Genomic DNA, 16,415 nt, shown 5'->3' with positions numbered 1-16,415 from the left:
TCAGTCCTTCTCTCGGGTCAGGTAGCGCTGCACCGCGGAGATCAGCAGCACGAGGACGAAGAATACGAGCGAGATGGCCGAGGCGTAGGAGGTTTCCTGCTGCTTGAATCCGGACCGCACGGCCTCGTAGATGATGGTGGTGGTGGAATCGAGCGGTCCGCCCTGGGTCATGACGCTGACCTGGTCGAAGAGCCCGAGTGCCTGGATGGTGATGGTCACCAGGACCAGGCTGCGGGTGTGCTTGAGCCCCGGCCAGGTCACGTAGCGGAACCGGTGCCAGCGGCTCGCGCCGTCAAGTTGTGCCGCCTCGTACAGTTCGCCGGAGATGCTCTGCAGGCCGGCGAGCCAGATGATCATGTGGAAGCCGGCGGCCTGCCAGATGGACAGCGCGATGATGGCCGGCATGGCGGTGGCGGGATCGTTGAGCCAGTCGGCGCCCTCGATCAGGCCGAAGCTCACCGTGGAAAGAATCTCATTGATCAGGCCGTCCTTGCGGTACATGAACAGCCACAGCAGGGACACCACCACCATGGACGTCACCACGGGAAGGAAGTAGATAGTGCGGAAGAAGTTCACCCCGCGGAACTTCTTGTTGATCAGCAGCGCCATGGCCAGGGCGAGGCAGGACTGGACCGGCACCACCACGACGGCGAAGTAGCTAACGTTCAGCAGCGCGCGCCAGAACGTGGGATCGGTGAAGAGCCGTGCAAAGTTGTCCGTGCCGACGAACTCCACGGGCCGCGGCGAAATCAGGCGGGCGTTGGTGAATGCGAGGCCGAAGCCAAGGATCGCGGGAAGGAACACGAATGCGAGGAGGAGGACCGCGGCCGGCGCGATCATCCCCCAGCCGCTGACCTGTTCGCGCAGATAACCTGGGCGGCGGCGGTGCGGGGCGACGGAAGGGACCGGTGCCACCGGCCCGGGGGCTGCGGCATGGCGCGGGGTGGGAAGCTGGGTGGTTGTCATGGGAGTCTCCGTTGACAGTCAGTGCCGGCGGGAGGACGACGGCGGCAGTTGAGTACCGCCGTCGTCCTCCGTTGGGCAGCCGGCTAGCTCTTGTAGCCGCCGTTGGACTTGATGTTGGCGTCAATCGCCTTGACCGCCTTGTCCAGGACGGTCTTGGGGTCGGCCCCGGCCAGGATGTCCTGGACGGCCTTGCCGTATTCCGTGGCGATGAAGGGGTAGGCGGGCGTCTCCGGACGCAACACCGCGTACTCGCGGGAGAACTCCATGAAGATACGGTTGGCACCACCCTCGGCGAACGCGGGAATCAGGGCCGCGGCTTCATCAGTGGCGGGGATGCCTCCCGTTGCCTTGATGACGGCAGCCACGTTTTCCGGCTTCAGGGAATAGGACAGGTAGTCCATGGCGGCCTCCGTATTGTTGCAGCCGCTGGTCACGCCCCACTGCCAGGAAGCTCCGCCGATCTTGGGACCGTTGCCAAGGTCCACCGTGGGCATGACGGCGAGGTCCTTGCCGAGTGCCTTGCGGGCCTTGTCCCCTGCCCAGGAACCGGTGTATAGGATGCCGCTCTTGTTGTTCAGGAAGTCCTGGGTGGAGTCCTTGCCGCTCTTCTTGGCCATGAAGCCCTGGTCCGCCAGACCGCGGAACCACTTCGCCCATTCGACGGCCTTGTCACCATTCAGGGCTCCGTCAGCCGACTGGTAATCCTTGCGGTTGATCAGGTCTCCGCCGAAGGACTGCAGAAACGGCGAGTAGGCGTAAGGCAGCCACTCACCGGCGCCCGCCGTGCCCATGTCCAGGGGGTATTCCCACTTGCCTAGGGCCTTGAGCTTGGTCAGCGCGTCCTGGAACTCGTCCTTCGTCCATGGCTTCTCAACGGTGGCGACCCGGACGCCCGCCGCAGCGAGATCAGATTTGCGGGCAAACATGGACAAAGCGACGTCGCCGTACCCAACCGCATAGGTCTCGCCCTGCCACTTGGCAACGGTGCTGGGCAGGTTCTTGGAAAGGTCCACGGATAGCTTCAGTGGCGTCAGGTACTGCGCCCAGGCCCAGTTGGGGACGTTGGGCCCGTCAATGTCCACGATGCAGGGAAGTTTCCCGGCTGACGCGGCCCCAACGACGGAATCGTTGTAGGACTCCTGCGGGAAAGCCTGCACCTTGATCTGCGCCTTGGCGCCGCTGCTCTTGTTATAAGAGTCCACGATCGACTGGGTCGCCGCCAGTTCCGCCGGGTTTCCGGCGGCGTGGGTCCACATGGTGATCTCTTTGGAGCCTTCGGTCGTGGCCGATGAGCTGCCCTTGCCGCAGGCGCCCAGGGTGCCCATGAGTGCCGCCGCGGCTATGCTGGTGGCCAGGATCCGAGTGAATCGCTTGTTCATGATGGTCAATCCTTCTGCTGAATTTGTGCGTGGATGATTGCCCCGGGTCCGGCAGGGGCGCGGCCGGTGCAACGGCTGCGTCCCTTTTTATGCGCGGATCCCGGGTGGCGGAACTGGTGGTTGGTGTGTGTGTTGGTGGTGTGCTGCCCGGGCGGGTCACCGGCCTCGCTACCCGGGCAGACTGCGGCTTAAGCCGGTGGCGGGCCCACCGACCCCCGTTCAATCAAAGGGCACGCCAGCTGCGTCTGGACTGCCGGCGTCCCTGGATTCTCGATGTCGTCCAGGATGCGGTCAACGGCCCAGCGCCCCATGTCGTAGTGGGGAAGGGCGACCGTGGTGAGCCCGGGCCAGAGGGCGTCCGCGATGATTTCCAGATTGTCGATCCCCACGATCGAGACGTCCTCCGGAATGCGCAGCCCGAGTGCCATGGCCGCTTGGTAGGCGCCCATGGCCACCCTGTCGCTGAAGCAGAACAGGGCGGTGGGACGGTCAGGCTGGGCGAGAAGGTCCAGCGCAGCCTCACGGCCTCCCTGAGTGTGCGCTGTTGCGATGACGAAGTGGCGGGGGTCGTGCTCCAGGCCGTGCCGTCGCAGAGCGTTAAGGAAGCCCGTTCGCCGGCCGTGCGTAGCGGGGATGTCGTCCACATTGTTGATCATCCCGATCCGGGTGTGACCGGCCCGAATAAGAGCATCAACAGCTGTCTCGGCCGCGCCTACCTCATCCGGGACAACCGAGGAAATGGCACCATCATCAGTGACGGCATCCAACAGAACGGTGGGAAGTCCCGCCAGTTCCGTGGGAAGCCGGGCGTTCTGGTGGTACATCCTGGCGTAGACCACGCCGTCCACCTGGTGCTGCTGAAGCATGCTGATTTCGCGGGTTTCCAGCTCGCTGTCCAGGCCCGAGTTCACCACCATCACCACATAGCCGCGCTGATAGGCGGCGTCCTGGGCTCCGCGGATCATGGCGCCCGCGAATGGGGTGGTAGTGATTTCATCGCTGACGAGCCCGAGGATCTGGGACCGCTGGTTACGCAGTCCGCTGGCGAGCCGGTTGGGAGCATAGCCAAGGTCCTTGGCAACATCCCGGACGAGCTGTTGGGTTTCCGCCTTGACCCGGAAGCTGGTGGCGTCGTTGAGCGCGTGCGAAACGGTGGTCACTGAGACCCCGGCGGCTTTCGCCACCTCGCGTATTCCAACCTTCGTCGCCATCGACTGTCCTTTGCAAAACGTTTTGTATTTGTGTGATCCAGAGTACACAAAACGTTTTGCAAGTGTCAACAGGAAGGGCCTGCGCATCTCAGCGAAGGTAGGCCCCCGGGCTCGCCCGCCGTTTCGACGGTTCCGTGCCCACTCGATGCTGCGAAGCGTCGAGCCGGCAGGGAACCGTCGAAACGGCAGGCGGCGGGTGGCGGGCGCGGCGGGCGGCGGCGGGTGGGGGAAGGCCGACGGCGGCGGGCAGCCGGCGGCGGCCGACGGCGGCGCCGGCTGCTACGCGTCCAGCAGGGACTCGTCCGCGTCCTCGAACTCCAGAGCCGCCACGATTTCCTTGGTTTCCGGATCGAGCATGAAGGCCTCGTCGTCATCCTCGATCATGAGGAAGTTGCCCTCGTCCGTCCTGAAATGCCAGGCCAGGACGGTCTCACCGTTGTGGTCGTAATTGGGGTCTCCCATGGTGATTTTCTGCAGCGATTGGCCAGCGATGTCGCACAGTTCGCGGATGATGATCTCGAACTCCGGCGCGTTTTCGAGGGCTTCCTGCTCGGCTTCGAACCGGCGTTCCTCAAGGTTCGGGATCTGGGCCACGCGCTGGGAAATGTGGACGGCGAGCTCATCCTCAGTCAGGATCAGCAGGCCTTCCTGGCCGCGGAGCCAGGCCGCGTTGAGGCCGGTCGCGTCTTCGGCTTCAAGGAGCGATTCGAACTCTGCGTCGAGGTCTTCCATGGCCTGGACGGCCTGCGGAAGTTCACCGTCGGCCTCTGCGTCCCATTCGCCCTCCAGATAGACTTCGGCTTCCTCCTCAGAGAGGGAATCGAAGGTGTCCACGGTGCGGTTGAACAGCTCGAGGTGGGCGGTCGCACCCATGGCTTCAAGGCCTTCGCGGACATAGGCGTCCAGTTCTTCCCGCTCCGGTGCGGTGAAGATGTACTGCGCGAAGCCGCCGCCGAGCGACTGGGTGAGATAGAAGTCCACGAAGTAACTGCGCAGGGCGTTGGGGGCTATTTCCTGGGAGTCGAGCAGCTCCTGGTACATCGCGTTCACCACCGAGACGTTTGAATCAACAACCTCCTCGTTGCCGGCGGCGGCGCCTTCAACGGTCAAAACGACAGGGTACTCGTTGGACATCATGGGGAATCCTTACTGCAGAGGCTGATTGTGCTCAGGACAGTCTCAACGTACCCGCCGCCGTCGGCCCGCAGGTTGGGAGGAGGTGAACGTGAGGCGAAATCCCGGCGGACCGGGCACGCCGCAGTAGAGCAGCACGACGGCGGGAGGCCACCCTGAGGGCGACCTCCCGCCGTCGTGCGCTCCAAATGCCCTACCCCTAGCGGGGCACGGCCGGTCCGGTATTCCACCGCAGCAGCGCCGCGGCGCTGGCCTTGCCCGGAATGGCGGCTGCCGGCACGAGCTCAACTTCGGCGTCGGTGAGCACTGCAGCCCGGAGCAGGGCAGCAGCGGCAGGGGCTTGACCAAGAACCTCTGCGCCAAGGGCTTCGGACTCGTCGATCGCCACCCACGGGCTGGCAGCAAGAACCAGCATGTTCCGTACGGAGCGGCTCGCTGGCTCCGTGGCAGTGTTGCCGGTGCCCGGATCTGCCGTCAGCTCATTGCTGAGCACGAGAGTCTGGGCCTGCGCCTGCTGCAGGGCGTGCACCACGGACCCTACACCGAACGCCGCCCTCCCCCTGTTGTGCCCTTTCTCCTCCGCGAGTTTTTCCAGCAGTTGCTGCTGGGAACGCGCTTCGACTTCAGCCAGCAGCCGTTCGACGGCGGCCCGCATGACCTCCGGATCGGCGCCTCCGGCCCTCGTGTGCGATTCCACCGTGGCGGCAAGGGCGCGGCTTGCATCCGACAGCTGGCTAAGGACGAGGTCCCTGGCCCGGATGTCACCGCCGATCGCAACGACGGCAGGACGCTCGGCTTCAACGAGCCGGTCAATCTCTGCGGCCACTTCGTCGGCGTTCTTCCGCCACACTTCCTCCGTCCGGTGCTGGTACTGCCCCTGGGACCAGCCGCCGCCGGGTACCTTCTTCAGGTTCTCGGTGATGCCTTGCATTGTCTGGGTGGAGGTATCCCCGGCGCCGAAGGGCCTCGGGGCGTGGGCGAGGGTGATGTCCGCTCCGGTCCGGTCCACGCTGACAGCCACGAAGGGCATGTCGGCGCTGCTGTGCCGGAGGAGGGGCAGCAGATCCGGGATCACTCCGACGTTGACATAAGGGCTGTCCACGCGTTCGCCGGTCATTACTTCGTCGACTTCAACATGGCCATCATGGGCGATGACAAACCGGGCAACCGGGTTGGGCACGCCTTCCATCGGCCGGACGGCGTCTTCCACCGCCTTGGCGTCCTCCTTGCGGGCACCCGCGGCAAGCAGTTCATCCCGAATGTGGGCAGGCCTGACGTCTGCCGCCTCAAGGGAGTCAACAGTGCCCGTTCCGGCGTCCGTCAATACCGTGCACCAGGTGCCGCCGGCCTCAAAGAGCTTCGAATACTTTGAAAGTGTCATGGACATGGCGCTCACGCATCCTTGCCGCGTTCCTCGGTGACGTCGGTGGGCTCAGGGCCACCCTCCGGCAGATTTTCCCGAACAGCTTCCCTGACTTCCTGGCTGTCTGTGTCATCCGGCAGTGGCTCAGTTTCCCGCCACTCCTCCGCATGCCCTGACCTGCCGCCCTGGCGCAGCCCCTGGGTTTCCTGCTGCATCTTGTCGTCCAGGGCAGGGCCGTGGGTGGTGTTTCCCCGCTCAACCATTTCGATCTCCTTTCCTTTTGAACCGTGGGTCAAATGTCCTGTCGATCACTTTCCACGGTAGCACCGGCACTTTCCGCGGAGAACTGCACGGTGAACAATCGCCGAAGTTTCAGGGCTGCCCCCGGCTGACTAAGATGGATCAGATAACCTGCAGATTTTTGACCTGCTGAAAGTAGCGCGCACCATGCCATCCAAACAGGACGAGAGTGCGGCACTGGCAATCCAGACCCCCGCGATCAACGACCGCTCCCTCGCGGCCGGACTCGCCTATGCCATGGGGAGCCGTGTCTCCGGGATCTCGTTCGACGCCGCCACCGGGCTGATGCTGGGAAAGGTGCGCGGCGGCGCCGACGTGCCATACTCCACGACCGCGAAACTGGTGCGGAAAGCGGGCGGCTGGAGCTGCACGGTCGGCGTCTGCAGCTGCCCGGTCCGGAAGGACTGCAAGCATGTGGCCGCACTGTTGTTCGCCGCGGAGGACAATCCGGCCATCCGGGTGAAGCTGCTGGCTCCGGCGGAGGTTTCCCGGCTGTCCCGTGAGCCGTCAGGGCTCGAGCTCGCCGACTGGGAGCAGGCCCTGAGCCCGCTGATTTCCCAGCCCGGCATCACCCAGTCCACGGGAGGCATCCCGCTGGCCCTCCAGTTCGATGTGGAGGAGCCGGCCCCGCATTTCTCCTACACTGGCCGCCGGGATCCGCTGCGCAGTGTCCGCCAGCTGAAGGCCCGCCCGGTGATCATGGGGGCCAAGGGCAAGTGGATCCGCGGCGACGTTTCGTGGAACACGCTCAGCTACCTGAATTTCCGGCGTGAATGCAACGAGGCCCACGTGGAGTGGATGCAGGCCTTCCTTGCCGCCCACACCTCCGCCGCCAACCGGGTGCAGTCCTCGACTGCCCTCTGGCTGGGGATGAACTCCTTCGCGGGCAAGAACCTGTGGAGCCTGCTGGACGAGGCCAAGAAGATCGGAGTCGCCCTGGTCCACAGCCGCGGGCAGGAGCCGGTGCGGGTCGCAGAGTCGCCTGCCGCCGTCGGCCTTAATCTGAGCCGTTACGGCTCGAGCGTCGAGGGCCCGGCGGTTGCGGAGCAAGCGGCTGAAAACGGCGGGGGGCCCAAAACGTCCGACGGCGGCGGGCTGGAGCTTGCTCCCACCATCACCGTCGAGGGGGTGGAGGTGGATCCGGCCTCCGTGGGGACCATCGGCCGGCCGGCGCACGGCATCTTCCTGACGTCCGGCGGGGACGCCCTGCCTGGCGTCGCCGCGGACACGGTCATTACGCTGGCACCGCTCGAAAGCGGGCTGAGCGAGGAACTGCTGACCTTCGTGACGGCCGGCAGCACCCTGCGTATTCCGGCCCGGGACGAAAGCCGCTTCCTCACGGGCTTCTACCCCAAGCTCAAGCAGGCAGCCCGGGTGACGGCGTCCGACGAGTCGGTGGAACTGCCCACCCTGGCCGTCCCTGCGCTGTCCCTGCTGGCGAACTACGGCGCCGACCACCGCGTCCGGTTGCACTGGGAGTGGCACTACAAATCCGGGAACCTCGTCACCGCGCAGCCCTTGTGGCGGCACCCCGGTGACCACGGCTACCGCGACGACCCGGCCGAGGCGCGGATCCTCGAAGCCGTGGGACAGCCCTGGGATGTGGTGCCGGCGCTGGGCGAATCGGCGACGGGCGGCTGGGGTACGCCGCGGCTTGCGGCCACCGCTGAACTCAGCGGGCTGGACACGCTCGCCTTCACCGAAGAGGTCCTCCCCCGGCTTCAGGACACTCCCGGTGTGTCCGTGGAGACGTCCGGTGAGATGGCTGACTACCGCGAGGCAGAGGAAGCCCCGGTGGTGGCGATTTCCACGAAAGCGACGGACCAGCGGGACTGGTTCGATCTCGGCATCGTGATCACCCTTGAAGGCCAGCCCGTATCATTCGCGGCGCTGTTTTCGGCGCTGGCGGCTGGCCAGACGCGGATGCTGCTTCCCAGCGGCGCGTACTTCTCCCTGGACCTTCCCGAGCTGCATCAGCTGCGGGCGCTGATCGATGAAGCCCGCGCCCTGCAGGACAACAAGGACGCCCCGCTGCAGATCAGCCGTTTCCAGGCCGGACTGTGGGACGAGCTGGCGCAGCTGGGAATCGTGGACGAGCAGGCCGCCGCGTGGCGCGAGGCGGTGGGCGGACTGCTTGAGGGCGGAGTGAAGGGCCTTCCGCTGCCGGCCACGCTGAACGCCGAACTGCGCCCGTACCAGCTGGAGGGCTACAACTGGCTGTCTTTCCTCTACCGTCACGGGCTGGGCGGAGTGCTGGCGGACGACATGGGCCTCGGCAAGACCGTCCAGGCGCTGGCACTGATGTGTGCCGCGAAAGAGCACGCCGCCGGGGTCGGCGCGCCCGTTGCAGGGACCACGACGCCCGACGGCGGAACCCCCTTCCTGGTAGTGGCGCCCACGAGCGTCGTGGGCAACTGGGAGGCGGAGGCCGCGCGCTTCGCGCCGGGCCTGACCGTGCGGGCCATTGGTGAAACGTTCGCGAAGACCGGCGCGGACCCGGTGGACGCGATGGCCGGCGCAGACATCATCATCACCTCCTACGCGCTGTTCCGGATCGACTACGACGCCTACGCCTCGAGGCAGTGGGCCGGGCTGGTGCTGGATGAGGCCCAGTTCGTGAAGAACCACCAGTCCAAGGCGTACCAGTGCGCCCGCAAACTGCCGGCCGCTTTCAAGCTGGCCATCACCGGCACGCCGCTGGAGAACAACCTGATGGAGTTCTGGGCACTGACCTCGATCGTGGCGCCGGGGCTCTTTGCGAGCCCCAAGCGGTTCGCCGAGTACTACCAGAAGCCGGTGGAGAAGAACGGTGACAAGGGGCAGCTGGACAAGCTCCGCCGTCGGGTCCGCCCGCTCATGATGCGCCGGACGAAGGAGCAGGTCATTCACGATCTGCCGCCCAAGCAGGAGCAGATCCTGGAAGTGGTGCTGAACCCGCGGCACCAGAAGGTGTACCAGACACACCTGCAGCGCGAACGGCAGAAGATCTTGGGCCTGATCGACGACGTGAACAAGAACCGCTTCACGATTTTCCAGTCACTGACGCTGCTGCGGCAACTGAGCCTGGACGCCTCCCTGGTGGACGCGACGCTGTCCGGCGTGCGGTCCAGCAAGCTGGACGTGCTGTTCGAGCAGCTCGAGGACCTAGTGGCCGAAGGCCACCGGGCGCTGATTTTCAGCCAGTTCACCGGCTTCCTAGGCAAGGTCCGCGAGCGCCTGGTCGAGGAGAACATCGAGTTCTGCTATCTCGACGGCGGCACCCGGAACCGTACTGACGTGGTGAACGAGTTCAAGAACGGCGCGGCCCCGGTGTTCCTGATCAGCCTCAAGGCCGGCGGCTTCGGCCTGAACCTGACCGAGGCCGACTACGTGTTCTTGCTGGACCCGTGGTGGAACCCGGCCTCCGAGGCGCAGGCCGTGGACCGCACGCACCGCATCGGCCAGGCCCGGAACGTGATGGTTTACCGGCTGGTGGCCAAGGACACGATCGAGGAGAAGGTCATGGCGCTCAAGGCTAAGAAATCACAGCTCTTCGCCGACGTTATGGAAGGCGACGCGCTCTCGGGCGGCTCGCTGACGGCCGAGGATTTGGCTGGCCTGTTCAACGACTAGGGGGGAAGGTCCCGCGGACCAGGGCGGAAAGTCCCGCGTCAGGCTGCAGCCGGGGCAGTCAGGGAAGAAACCGAAGCACGCTTCTGGAGCCACCGGCCCAATGCTTTGCCCTTGCCCTTCCACCAGTTGTCCTCATCGGAGGAGGTGCGCCATCGGTAGGTCACGACGACGAGCACGAACATCCCGGCACTGACGCCCGACCAGGCGCCCGCCGCCGCGTCGATCAGGACGCTGAATGCCATGACCAGAATTGCCGGCGGCGCGAGCGTCCGGAAAATGGTGTTGGCCACGTAGCGGCCGTGGGAACGGGGCACGGACAGCTCGCGGACCATGTCGAAACAGACGCACGCGACGACGAGGGCTTGTCCCAGTGTCAGCAGAATCGAGCCGGGCAGGGACCCTGCGAACTGCACGGCCGACGCCAGCCCGGAGCTCATGGCCTGCTCCCGGACCGCTCAGGGCGCGACGGCGCCAATCCGTGCCAGGACGCCACCGGCTTTCGCGAATGGATCATGTTGTTGCCCCCCGTTGAGTTGAATTTGTCCTGCCAGGACTCATTCAACGGGCCGTCGTGCCCTGGCGTCACGCGAGGCCACTACCCGTCTTTTCATGCCGGAACTACCCGGATTTTCCGCAGTACGCAGTCCGGACCGAGGCGGCGCCGACGCTTGAGTGATGCTTGACCCCCTCCCGGCAGGCGTGTCATGGTTGCCATCCGGGCAACAAGTACCAGCCGCGAACCCAATCGCGCCATCCAACAGTCAGAACGGACAAAGCCATGACGAGGCTGTTGATCATCGGCCCTCCCGGCTCAGGCAAAGGCACCCAGGCGCACCGGCTCAGCGAACAGTTGGGCATCCCGGGGATCTCCACCGGGGACATGTTCCGCACCCATCTGGCCGGCCAGACGCCGTTGGGTATCGAAGCGGAGGAATACCTGGATTCCGGAAACCTCGTCCCCAGCCACATCACAACGGCCATGGTGCAGGAGCGGCTCCGGCAGCAGGACACGAAGAACGGTTTCCTCCTTGACGGTTACCCGCGGACTCTCAGCCAGTTGGAAGATCTGGACCACATACTAAAAAGCATCGGGCATACCCTGGACGCCGTTCTGGAAATCACCGTTGATGAGGACGAGATCGTCCGCAGGTTACTGCTCCGCTCCCGGATCGAAGGGCGGAGCGACGATACCGAAGCTGTCATCCGTCACCGCATGCAGCTTTACCGTGAAGAAACAGGGCCTGTCGTCGCCCAGTACGCCCAACGCGGTCTTCTTTTCTCCGTGGACGGCACCGCCGAGGTCGATCAGGTCACTGCCGGGGCGCTGAAAGGCATTGAAACCGTGAGGACACGACGGACTGCACTCTGACCGACATCATCCTGCCTTCCACACGTACCGCCGCTCGGGACGCCCGACGCCGTACTTCAGGGTAACGTCCACCAGCCCCTCGTCGTTGAGGTACTCCAGGTAGCGACGGGCGCTCACCCGCGAGGTTCCGACCAGCACGGCCAGTTCGGCCGCGGAGACGTCGCCCTCGGCGGCGTGCAATGCGCGCTCCACCACCTGCAGTGTCTCGGCGCTGCACCCCTTGGGCAGCGGCCGGTCCCCGCGCTCCAGCCCGAACACGCGGTTGACATCGGCCTGCTCCGCAACATCCTTCGAGGAGGTCAGGCTTTGGTACGTATTCCGGTAATGCTCCAGGCGCTCCTGCAGGTCCGTCTGTGAAAACGGCTTGATCAGGTAGTGCACAATCCCGCCGCGCAGTGCCCGCCGGACCGTCTCCACTTCCCTGGCCGCACTGATGACCAGGACATCCAGCTCCGGCGCCGCTTCGCGCAGCTGGTGCATCAGGTCCAGCCCGTTGATATCGGGAAGGTGGATGTCCAGCAGGACGAGGTCCGGCTGCAGCCGATGCGTCTCCAGTATCGCCTGGGCGCCGGTGTGGGCCACCCCCACGACCTGAAAACCGGGCGTGCGCTGGATGAAGCCGGCATGGACTTTGGCCACCATGAAGTCGTCGTCGACGATAAGGACGTTGATCATGGCTGCCTTCCTTTGCCGTTCTGTTCCACGGGAAACAGTTCCGCGGTGAACACCGCGCCGCCGTCGTTGTGCACGGTGAGCCGGCCGCCGCGGCGCTGGCACACGACCCTGGCGAGCGCCAGGCCATAGCCGCGGCCGCCGTCGGACGAATTCTTGGTACTGAACCCCTGGCGGAAGATATCGTCCATGACGTCAGGCGGGACCCCCGACCCGGAATCGCTCACCACAACCCTCACCGCGCCGTCGTCCTCCTCGATGATGACCTCAACCTCCGCGTTGGCCGTGTTCGTGACCGCATCGAGGGCGTTGTCCACGAGGTTTCCCACCACGGTGGTCAGGTCCCGGGACAGTTCCTCATCCACCCGGCCCAGGCGGGACTCCGGCGCTAGCTCCAGCGAAACGCCGCGTTCGGCGGCGAGGCTCGATTTGGCAATGAGCAGGGCGGCCAAGGCGGGGTCCTCAATCCGGCTGGTCACTTCTTCGTTGAGGCGGGTACGGTTCGACGTCGTGCCGTTGACGAACTGGACGACGGCGTCATACTCGCCGATCTGGATCAGGCCGGAGATCGTGTGGAGCTGGTTGGCGAATTCATGGGCCTGGGCGCGAAGGGTGTCCGTGGCCGTCCGCGTCGTGCCCAGCTCGCGCTCGAGCGACGCCAGTTCCGTCCGGTCACGCAGCGTGGTCACCGAGCCGATGACCCGGCCGTGTGAGCGCATGGGCATCCGGTTCAGCACAACCAGGCTCTCACCGACCAGGACCAGCCTGTCCGGACCTGGCTGGTCTTGGGTCAGCACTTCCTTCAGGGCCGGCTGCACGGAGAGGCTGCCCAGATCCTTTCCCACGCAGTCGTCCGGCAGTCCGAGCAGGCGCCGTGCACTGTCGTTGACCACCGTGATCCTGTGCTGGGGATCCAGCGCCACCACGCCTTCCTTGAGCCCATGAAGCATGGCTTCCCGGTTCTCCACGAGGCCGGTGATCTCATCTGGCTCCATGCCCAGGGTCTGCCTCTTGACCCTCCTGGCCAGCAGCAGCGAACCCGCGACACCCAGCACACTGGCCACGCCCACGTACGTCAACAGGTTCGGCACGGCGGCCCCGAGCCGTTCCAGGGCTGAAGGGAAATTCCTCCCCACGGAAGCGATGCCCACCATCTTCCCGCGGTCGTCCAGCACGGGCACGTGGGCAGAGACCGCTTCCGTTCCCCCGGTGTCCACCAATCCGGTCCAGGCCCGTCCGGTCATCACGACACTGTCGCCGAGCACCATCTCACGGCCCTCCTGCGATGGGTCCGACGACGTCACCACCATCCGGTCGGCCCGCGCCAGGGCAACGCGCGAGGAACCTGAGATTGTCCGCACCGACTCAGCCACGGAGGGCAGCGCAGTACCGACGCTTGGCTGAGCATCGGCGAGCAGGCTGCGGACGACAGGATTCGCGGCAAGAGTCTCGGCTGCCGACAGGGCACGGCCCCCTTCGATCCGCTCGAAGGCCGCGGCGGACTGCGCCAGCGAGATCGCCACCACGGCCACCAGCACGGCCAGCACAATCAGCAGCTGCAGGCGGAGATACTGCCCCGCCAGGGACATTCCTCGCCGTCGAGTCATGTGGTGCTGTCTTTCTGTGTGCGTGGGCCGCCGTCGTGCGCGAGCAGGCGGCCCGGTTCGCCGTCCCCGCGATTCCGCGCCGTTTCCTCGCGGTGGGGTGAACTATACCGCACCTGTGGTTGCTCCCTGGTGCTGTTTTCCTGCCGTACCGCGCGTGCATGATAGGCGCATGACTCGCATCACATCAGCCGACGAATCCGCCGTAGCAAGGGCACAACGCGAACTCCAAGAGGCCGGCGTCCGTACTGTGATCGGCACGGTGGTGAATGCTTCGGGCATCACCCTGGCCAAGAGCGTTCCGCTAGCGCGGCTCGGAACCTTCCATCAGGCTGGGATGGGTGCTGCCCCTGTCTGGCATGTGTTCACCATCGACGGCGGGATAGCGTTCACGGACAGCATCACGCCCGTTGGCGATATGCGCCTCAAGATCGATATCACGGGTCTCCGTGTGCTGCAGGGAGGCTGGGCGTGGGCACCCGCCAGCCTGTTCGAACAAGCCGGAGCGCCGTCTCCGGCCTGTGCCCGCGGCCTTCTGGCCGGCGTCGACGGCAGTCTCAACCAGGCCGGATACCAGGCACTCGTAGGCCACGAGCTTGAATTCTTCCTCACCTCTCCGGACGGCTCAGCGCTGGAAACCACGTCATGGGTTCCGTATGGGGCAACCGGCCTTCTGGACCGATCGGAATTCCTCGATGACCTGCTGTCAGCGATGAACCAGGCCGGCATTCCCATTGAGCAAATCCACGCCGAGTACGGCAGAAACCAGTTCGAGTTTTCGCTTCCCCCTGCCTCGCCCGTTCATGCCGCCGACACCGTGGTCCTTGCCAAGATCATGGTTGGCATCGCGGCCAGAGCCCACAGCATGCAGGCCTCCTTCTCCCCATCGCCCTTTCCCGGCACCGTCGGAAATGGTGCTCACCAGCACTTTTCACTCCAAAAGAACGGCCTGCCGCTGTTCTCCGGCGGCAGCGGACCGTACGGCATCTCCGGCGAAGGGGGCGCGGCCATCGGAGGAATCATCGCAGGACTCCCCGATATCCAGGGATTCCTCACAGGATCAGTTTTGTCCGGAAGCCGGTTGGCGCCCGGCACGTGGTCGGGTGCCTACTTGTGCTGGGGTCTGGAAAACCGGGAAGCCTCAGTGCGCTTTCTGAACGAGGGCAGGAGCAACCCCCACGGAGCCAACGTCGAAGTGAAAATCGTCGACCCGTCTGCAAACGTGTACCTGGCCTCCGCAGCCATCCTCGCACTTGCCCTTGAGGGAATCCGCAGCGGGCGCAAGCTTCCGGCAGCGGTCCCCGGCGACCCGGGACGGCTTTCCGAAGACGAGCGGCACCGGGCCAACATTCGGATGCTCCCAAACTCCCCCGCCGCCATCATCGACACGCTCGACACGTCACGCCTCGCACGCGGACTTCTCGGAGACGCCGTCGTCGACGCCACCGTGGCCGTCCGGCGCTATGAACAGCGGACCTCCGCGGACCTCGCGCCGGACGAGCTTGCCGAACGCTTTCGGCTTGCCTGGTCGATCTGATGGCGGGCGGTAGCTTCCCGGCCTTCGTAGAACAAGTCCGCCTCATCGACCACCACGTGCATGGCGCGTTCCTCACCGATGGTGGTGAGGAACGCTTTCAAAACTCACTCAATGAGGGGAACAACGAACCCCTGGCCAACCCCAGGGACACCTATAACACGCAAATCGGGTTCGCCATCCGGCGCTGGTGCAGCGGCATCCTTGATCTGCCACGACATGCCTCACCGGCGGACTACTGGAACCGGCGCTCCGAGCTTGCCGAACTCGAGGTCAGCCGGCGCATGACCCGCGCTGCCGGGGTGAGCGACTGGCTGATCGATACAGGATTAACTACCGCTGACTACCTCGGCCTGGACGGCATGGCCGATGTTTCCGGTGGACGAACCCACGAGATCGTACGACTGGAAGTGGTCGCCGAGCAGCTGATCCGGGAGATAGCCAACCCGGCAGATTACGTCGAAGAGTTCGGCCAGCGGCTTCAAAACCTCACCCTCAGCGCTGTGGGCGTCAAAACAGTTCTCGCCTACCGCGCAGGATTCGACCAAAACCTCAGCCGACCGACCCCGGCTGCGGTCACTGAAGCAGCCCGCCGCTGGCGGGAGAACCTAGGCGGCGGCACCAGGGCGAAGCTCACCGATGTGACACTTATTGCCCACGGGATCTATACCGCCGTGTCAATGAAGCTTCCGCTGCAGTTCCATGTCGGCTTCGGTGACCGCGATCTGGACCTCCACAAAACCAATCCCCTGTACCTCCTGGACTTTCTCAGGTCCCCCGAAGTCCGAGACACACCGATCATGCTCCTCCACTGCTATCCATTCGAACGCGAGGCCGGCTATTTGGCCCACGCCTTCGAAAACGTCTATATCGACGTGGGCCTTGCCGTGAATTTCACAGGGTCACGGAGCCGGGACTTGGTGGCCCGCTCATTCGAACTGGCTCCTTTCACAAAAATCCTTTACTCCTCCGATGCATTCGGCCCAGCCGAACTCCACTACCTCGGAGCGAGACTATGGCGCAATGCGATCACCAAGGTTGTCGGTGGATGGATCGACGACGACGACTGGTCAGAGGCGGACGCCCGCAAGATCGTGCAACTCATCGCACACGGCAACGCCCGCCGTGTGTACGCACTCCCCTGAACCGGGCCCGCCATTGGGACCCGTGTCGTCCCGGAAACGTGAACGCAATGAACTTAACTTTTTCTGGTTACACAAGAGTGAGCCGCGTCACTTTCGGTCCTAGCATCGGACTACACCGATCAAACG

General features: G+C 65.0%; 13 protein-coding genes. 4 read left to right on the top strand and 9 right to left on the bottom strand.

Annotated features, from left to right (window positions below; all coding sequences use genetic code 11):
- From J7E80_RS11225 to J7E80_RS11200, 6 genes are all read right to left on the bottom strand, one after another.
- The gene (locus J7E80_RS11225) at positions 1-966 is read right to left on the bottom strand and encodes a carbohydrate ABC transporter permease (RefSeq protein WP_215051553.1); all 966 of its coding nucleotides are present in this window, start codon (positions 964-966) and stop codon (positions 1-3) included.
- A gap of 83 nt (positions 967-1,049) precedes the next feature.
- Positions 1,050-2,345 (bottom strand): extracellular solute-binding protein, encoded by a 1,296-nt coding sequence (locus J7E80_RS11220; protein WP_215051551.1) that lies wholly within the window; start codon positions 2,343-2,345, stop codon positions 1,050-1,052.
- A gap of 188 nt (positions 2,346-2,533) precedes the next feature.
- Positions 2,534-3,556 (bottom strand): LacI family DNA-binding transcriptional regulator, encoded by a 1,023-nt coding sequence (locus tag J7E80_RS11215; protein WP_251036742.1) that lies wholly within the window; start codon positions 3,554-3,556, stop codon positions 2,534-2,536.
- A gap of 279 nt (positions 3,557-3,835) precedes the next feature.
- On the bottom strand, positions 3,836-4,693 hold the full coding sequence (locus J7E80_RS11210; protein ID WP_215051549.1) for a hypothetical protein: 858 nt from the start codon (positions 4,691-4,693) through the stop codon (positions 3,836-3,838).
- A gap of 196 nt (positions 4,694-4,889) precedes the next feature.
- Positions 4,890-6,077 carry a Vms1/Ankzf1 family peptidyl-tRNA hydrolase gene (locus J7E80_RS11205; protein WP_215051547.1) on the bottom strand — a complete coding sequence of 396 codons (1,188 nt, stop codon included), beginning with the start codon at positions 6,075-6,077 and terminating at the stop codon, positions 4,890-4,892.
- Positions 6,078-6,082: 5 nt separating this feature from the next.
- A complete protein-coding gene (locus tag J7E80_RS11200; RefSeq protein ID WP_215051545.1) occupies positions 6,083-6,316 on the bottom strand; it encodes a hypothetical protein in 234 nt (77 codons plus the stop codon).
- Positions 6,317-6,500: 184 nt separating this feature from the next.
- On the opposite strand from J7E80_RS11200, the gene J7E80_RS11195 reads away from it, so the two are divergent.
- A complete protein-coding gene (locus J7E80_RS11195) occupies positions 6,501-9,965 on the top strand; it encodes a DEAD/DEAH box helicase (RefSeq protein ID WP_215051543.1) in 3,465 nt (1,154 codons plus the stop codon).
- A gap of 38 nt (positions 9,966-10,003) precedes the next feature.
- Here the strand turns inward: J7E80_RS11195 and J7E80_RS11190 are convergent, their stop codons facing one another.
- Complete coding sequence (locus tag J7E80_RS11190; protein ID WP_215051542.1) at positions 10,004-10,402, bottom strand: hypothetical protein; 399 nt, start codon at positions 10,400-10,402, stop codon at positions 10,004-10,006.
- A gap of 341 nt (positions 10,403-10,743) precedes the next feature.
- On the opposite strand from J7E80_RS11190, the gene J7E80_RS11185 reads away from it, so the two are divergent.
- Positions 10,744-11,334 carry an adenylate kinase gene (locus tag J7E80_RS11185; RefSeq protein ID WP_215051540.1) on the top strand — a complete coding sequence of 197 codons (591 nt, stop codon included), beginning with the start codon at positions 10,744-10,746 and terminating at the stop codon, positions 11,332-11,334.
- A 6-nt stretch (positions 11,335-11,340) separates the two neighbouring features.
- Here J7E80_RS11185 and J7E80_RS11180 read toward each other — a convergent pair whose 3' ends face one another.
- The gene (locus J7E80_RS11180) at positions 11,341-12,009 is read right to left on the bottom strand and encodes a response regulator (protein ID WP_215051538.1); all 669 of its coding nucleotides are present in this window, start codon (positions 12,007-12,009) and stop codon (positions 11,341-11,343) included.
- The gene (locus tag J7E80_RS11175) at positions 12,006-13,595 is read right to left on the bottom strand and encodes a sensor histidine kinase (protein ID WP_215051668.1); all 1,590 of its coding nucleotides are present in this window, start codon (positions 13,593-13,595) and stop codon (positions 12,006-12,008) included. The genes J7E80_RS11180 and J7E80_RS11175 overlap by 4 nt, the downstream gene beginning before the upstream one ends.
- A 187-nt stretch (positions 13,596-13,782) precedes the next feature.
- Here J7E80_RS11175 and J7E80_RS11170 point away from each other — a divergent pair, with 187 nt between their 5' ends.
- On the top strand, positions 13,783-15,147 hold the full coding sequence (locus J7E80_RS11170; protein WP_215051537.1) for a glutamine synthetase family protein: 1,365 nt from the start codon (positions 13,783-13,785) through the stop codon (positions 15,145-15,147).
- The gene (locus J7E80_RS11165; RefSeq protein WP_215051535.1) at positions 15,147-16,289 is read left to right on the top strand and encodes an amidohydrolase family protein; all 1,143 of its coding nucleotides are present in this window, start codon (positions 15,147-15,149) and stop codon (positions 16,287-16,289) included. The genes J7E80_RS11170 and J7E80_RS11165 overlap by 1 nt, the downstream gene beginning before the upstream one ends.
- The last annotated feature ends 126 nt before the right edge of the window (positions 16,290-16,415 follow it).

Origin of the sequence: Arthrobacter sp. ISL-28 (genome assembly GCF_018613875.1) — a bacterium.
Classification (GTDB): domain Bacteria; phylum Actinomycetota; class Actinomycetes; order Actinomycetales; family Micrococcaceae; genus Arthrobacter.
Note: the sequence above shows the minus strand (reverse complement) of the source record. Positions and strands in the feature narration are given on the sequence as shown.

Bases quoted from the DNA above. Each gene is read 5' to 3' on its own strand.
- J7E80_RS11200 (WP_215051545.1), bottom strand. From the start codon at position 6,316: ATGGTTGAGCGGGGAAACACCACCCACGGCCCTGCCCTGGACGACAAG.
- J7E80_RS11175 (WP_215051668.1), bottom strand. From the start codon at position 13,595: ATGTCCCTGGCGGGGCAGTATCTCCGCCTGCAGCTGCTGATTGTGCTG.
- J7E80_RS11195 (WP_215051543.1), top strand. From the start codon at position 6,501: ATGCCATCCAAACAGGACGAGAGTGCGGCACTGGCAATCCAGACCCCC.
- J7E80_RS11210 (WP_215051549.1), bottom strand. From the start codon at position 4,693: ATGATGTCCAACGAGTACCCTGTCGTTTTGACCGTTGAAGGCGCCGCC.
- J7E80_RS11180 (WP_215051538.1), bottom strand. From the start codon at position 12,009: ATGATCAACGTCCTTATCGTCGACGACGACTTCATGGTGGCCAAAGTC.
- J7E80_RS11215 (WP_251036742.1), bottom strand. From the start codon at position 3,556: ATGGCGACGAAGGTTGGAATACGCGAGGTGGCGAAAGCCGCCGGGGTC.
- J7E80_RS11225 (WP_215051553.1), bottom strand. From the start codon at position 966: ATGACAACCACCCAGCTTCCCACCCCGCGCCATGCCGCAGCCCCCGGG.
- J7E80_RS11170 (WP_215051537.1), top strand. From the start codon at position 13,783: ATGACTCGCATCACATCAGCCGACGAATCCGCCGTAGCAAGGGCACAA.
- J7E80_RS11185 (WP_215051540.1), top strand. From the start codon at position 10,744: ATGACGAGGCTGTTGATCATCGGCCCTCCCGGCTCAGGCAAAGGCACC.
- J7E80_RS11190 (WP_215051542.1), bottom strand. From the start codon at position 10,402: ATGAGCTCCGGGCTGGCGTCGGCCGTGCAGTTCGCAGGGTCCCTGCCC.
- J7E80_RS11220 (WP_215051551.1), bottom strand. From the start codon at position 2,345: ATGAACAAGCGATTCACTCGGATCCTGGCCACCAGCATAGCCGCGGCG.
- J7E80_RS11165 (WP_215051535.1), top strand. From the start codon at position 15,147: ATGGCGGGCGGTAGCTTCCCGGCCTTCGTAGAACAAGTCCGCCTCATC.
- J7E80_RS11205 (WP_215051547.1), bottom strand. From the start codon at position 6,077: ATGTCCATGACACTTTCAAAGTATTCGAAGCTCTTTGAGGCCGGCGGC.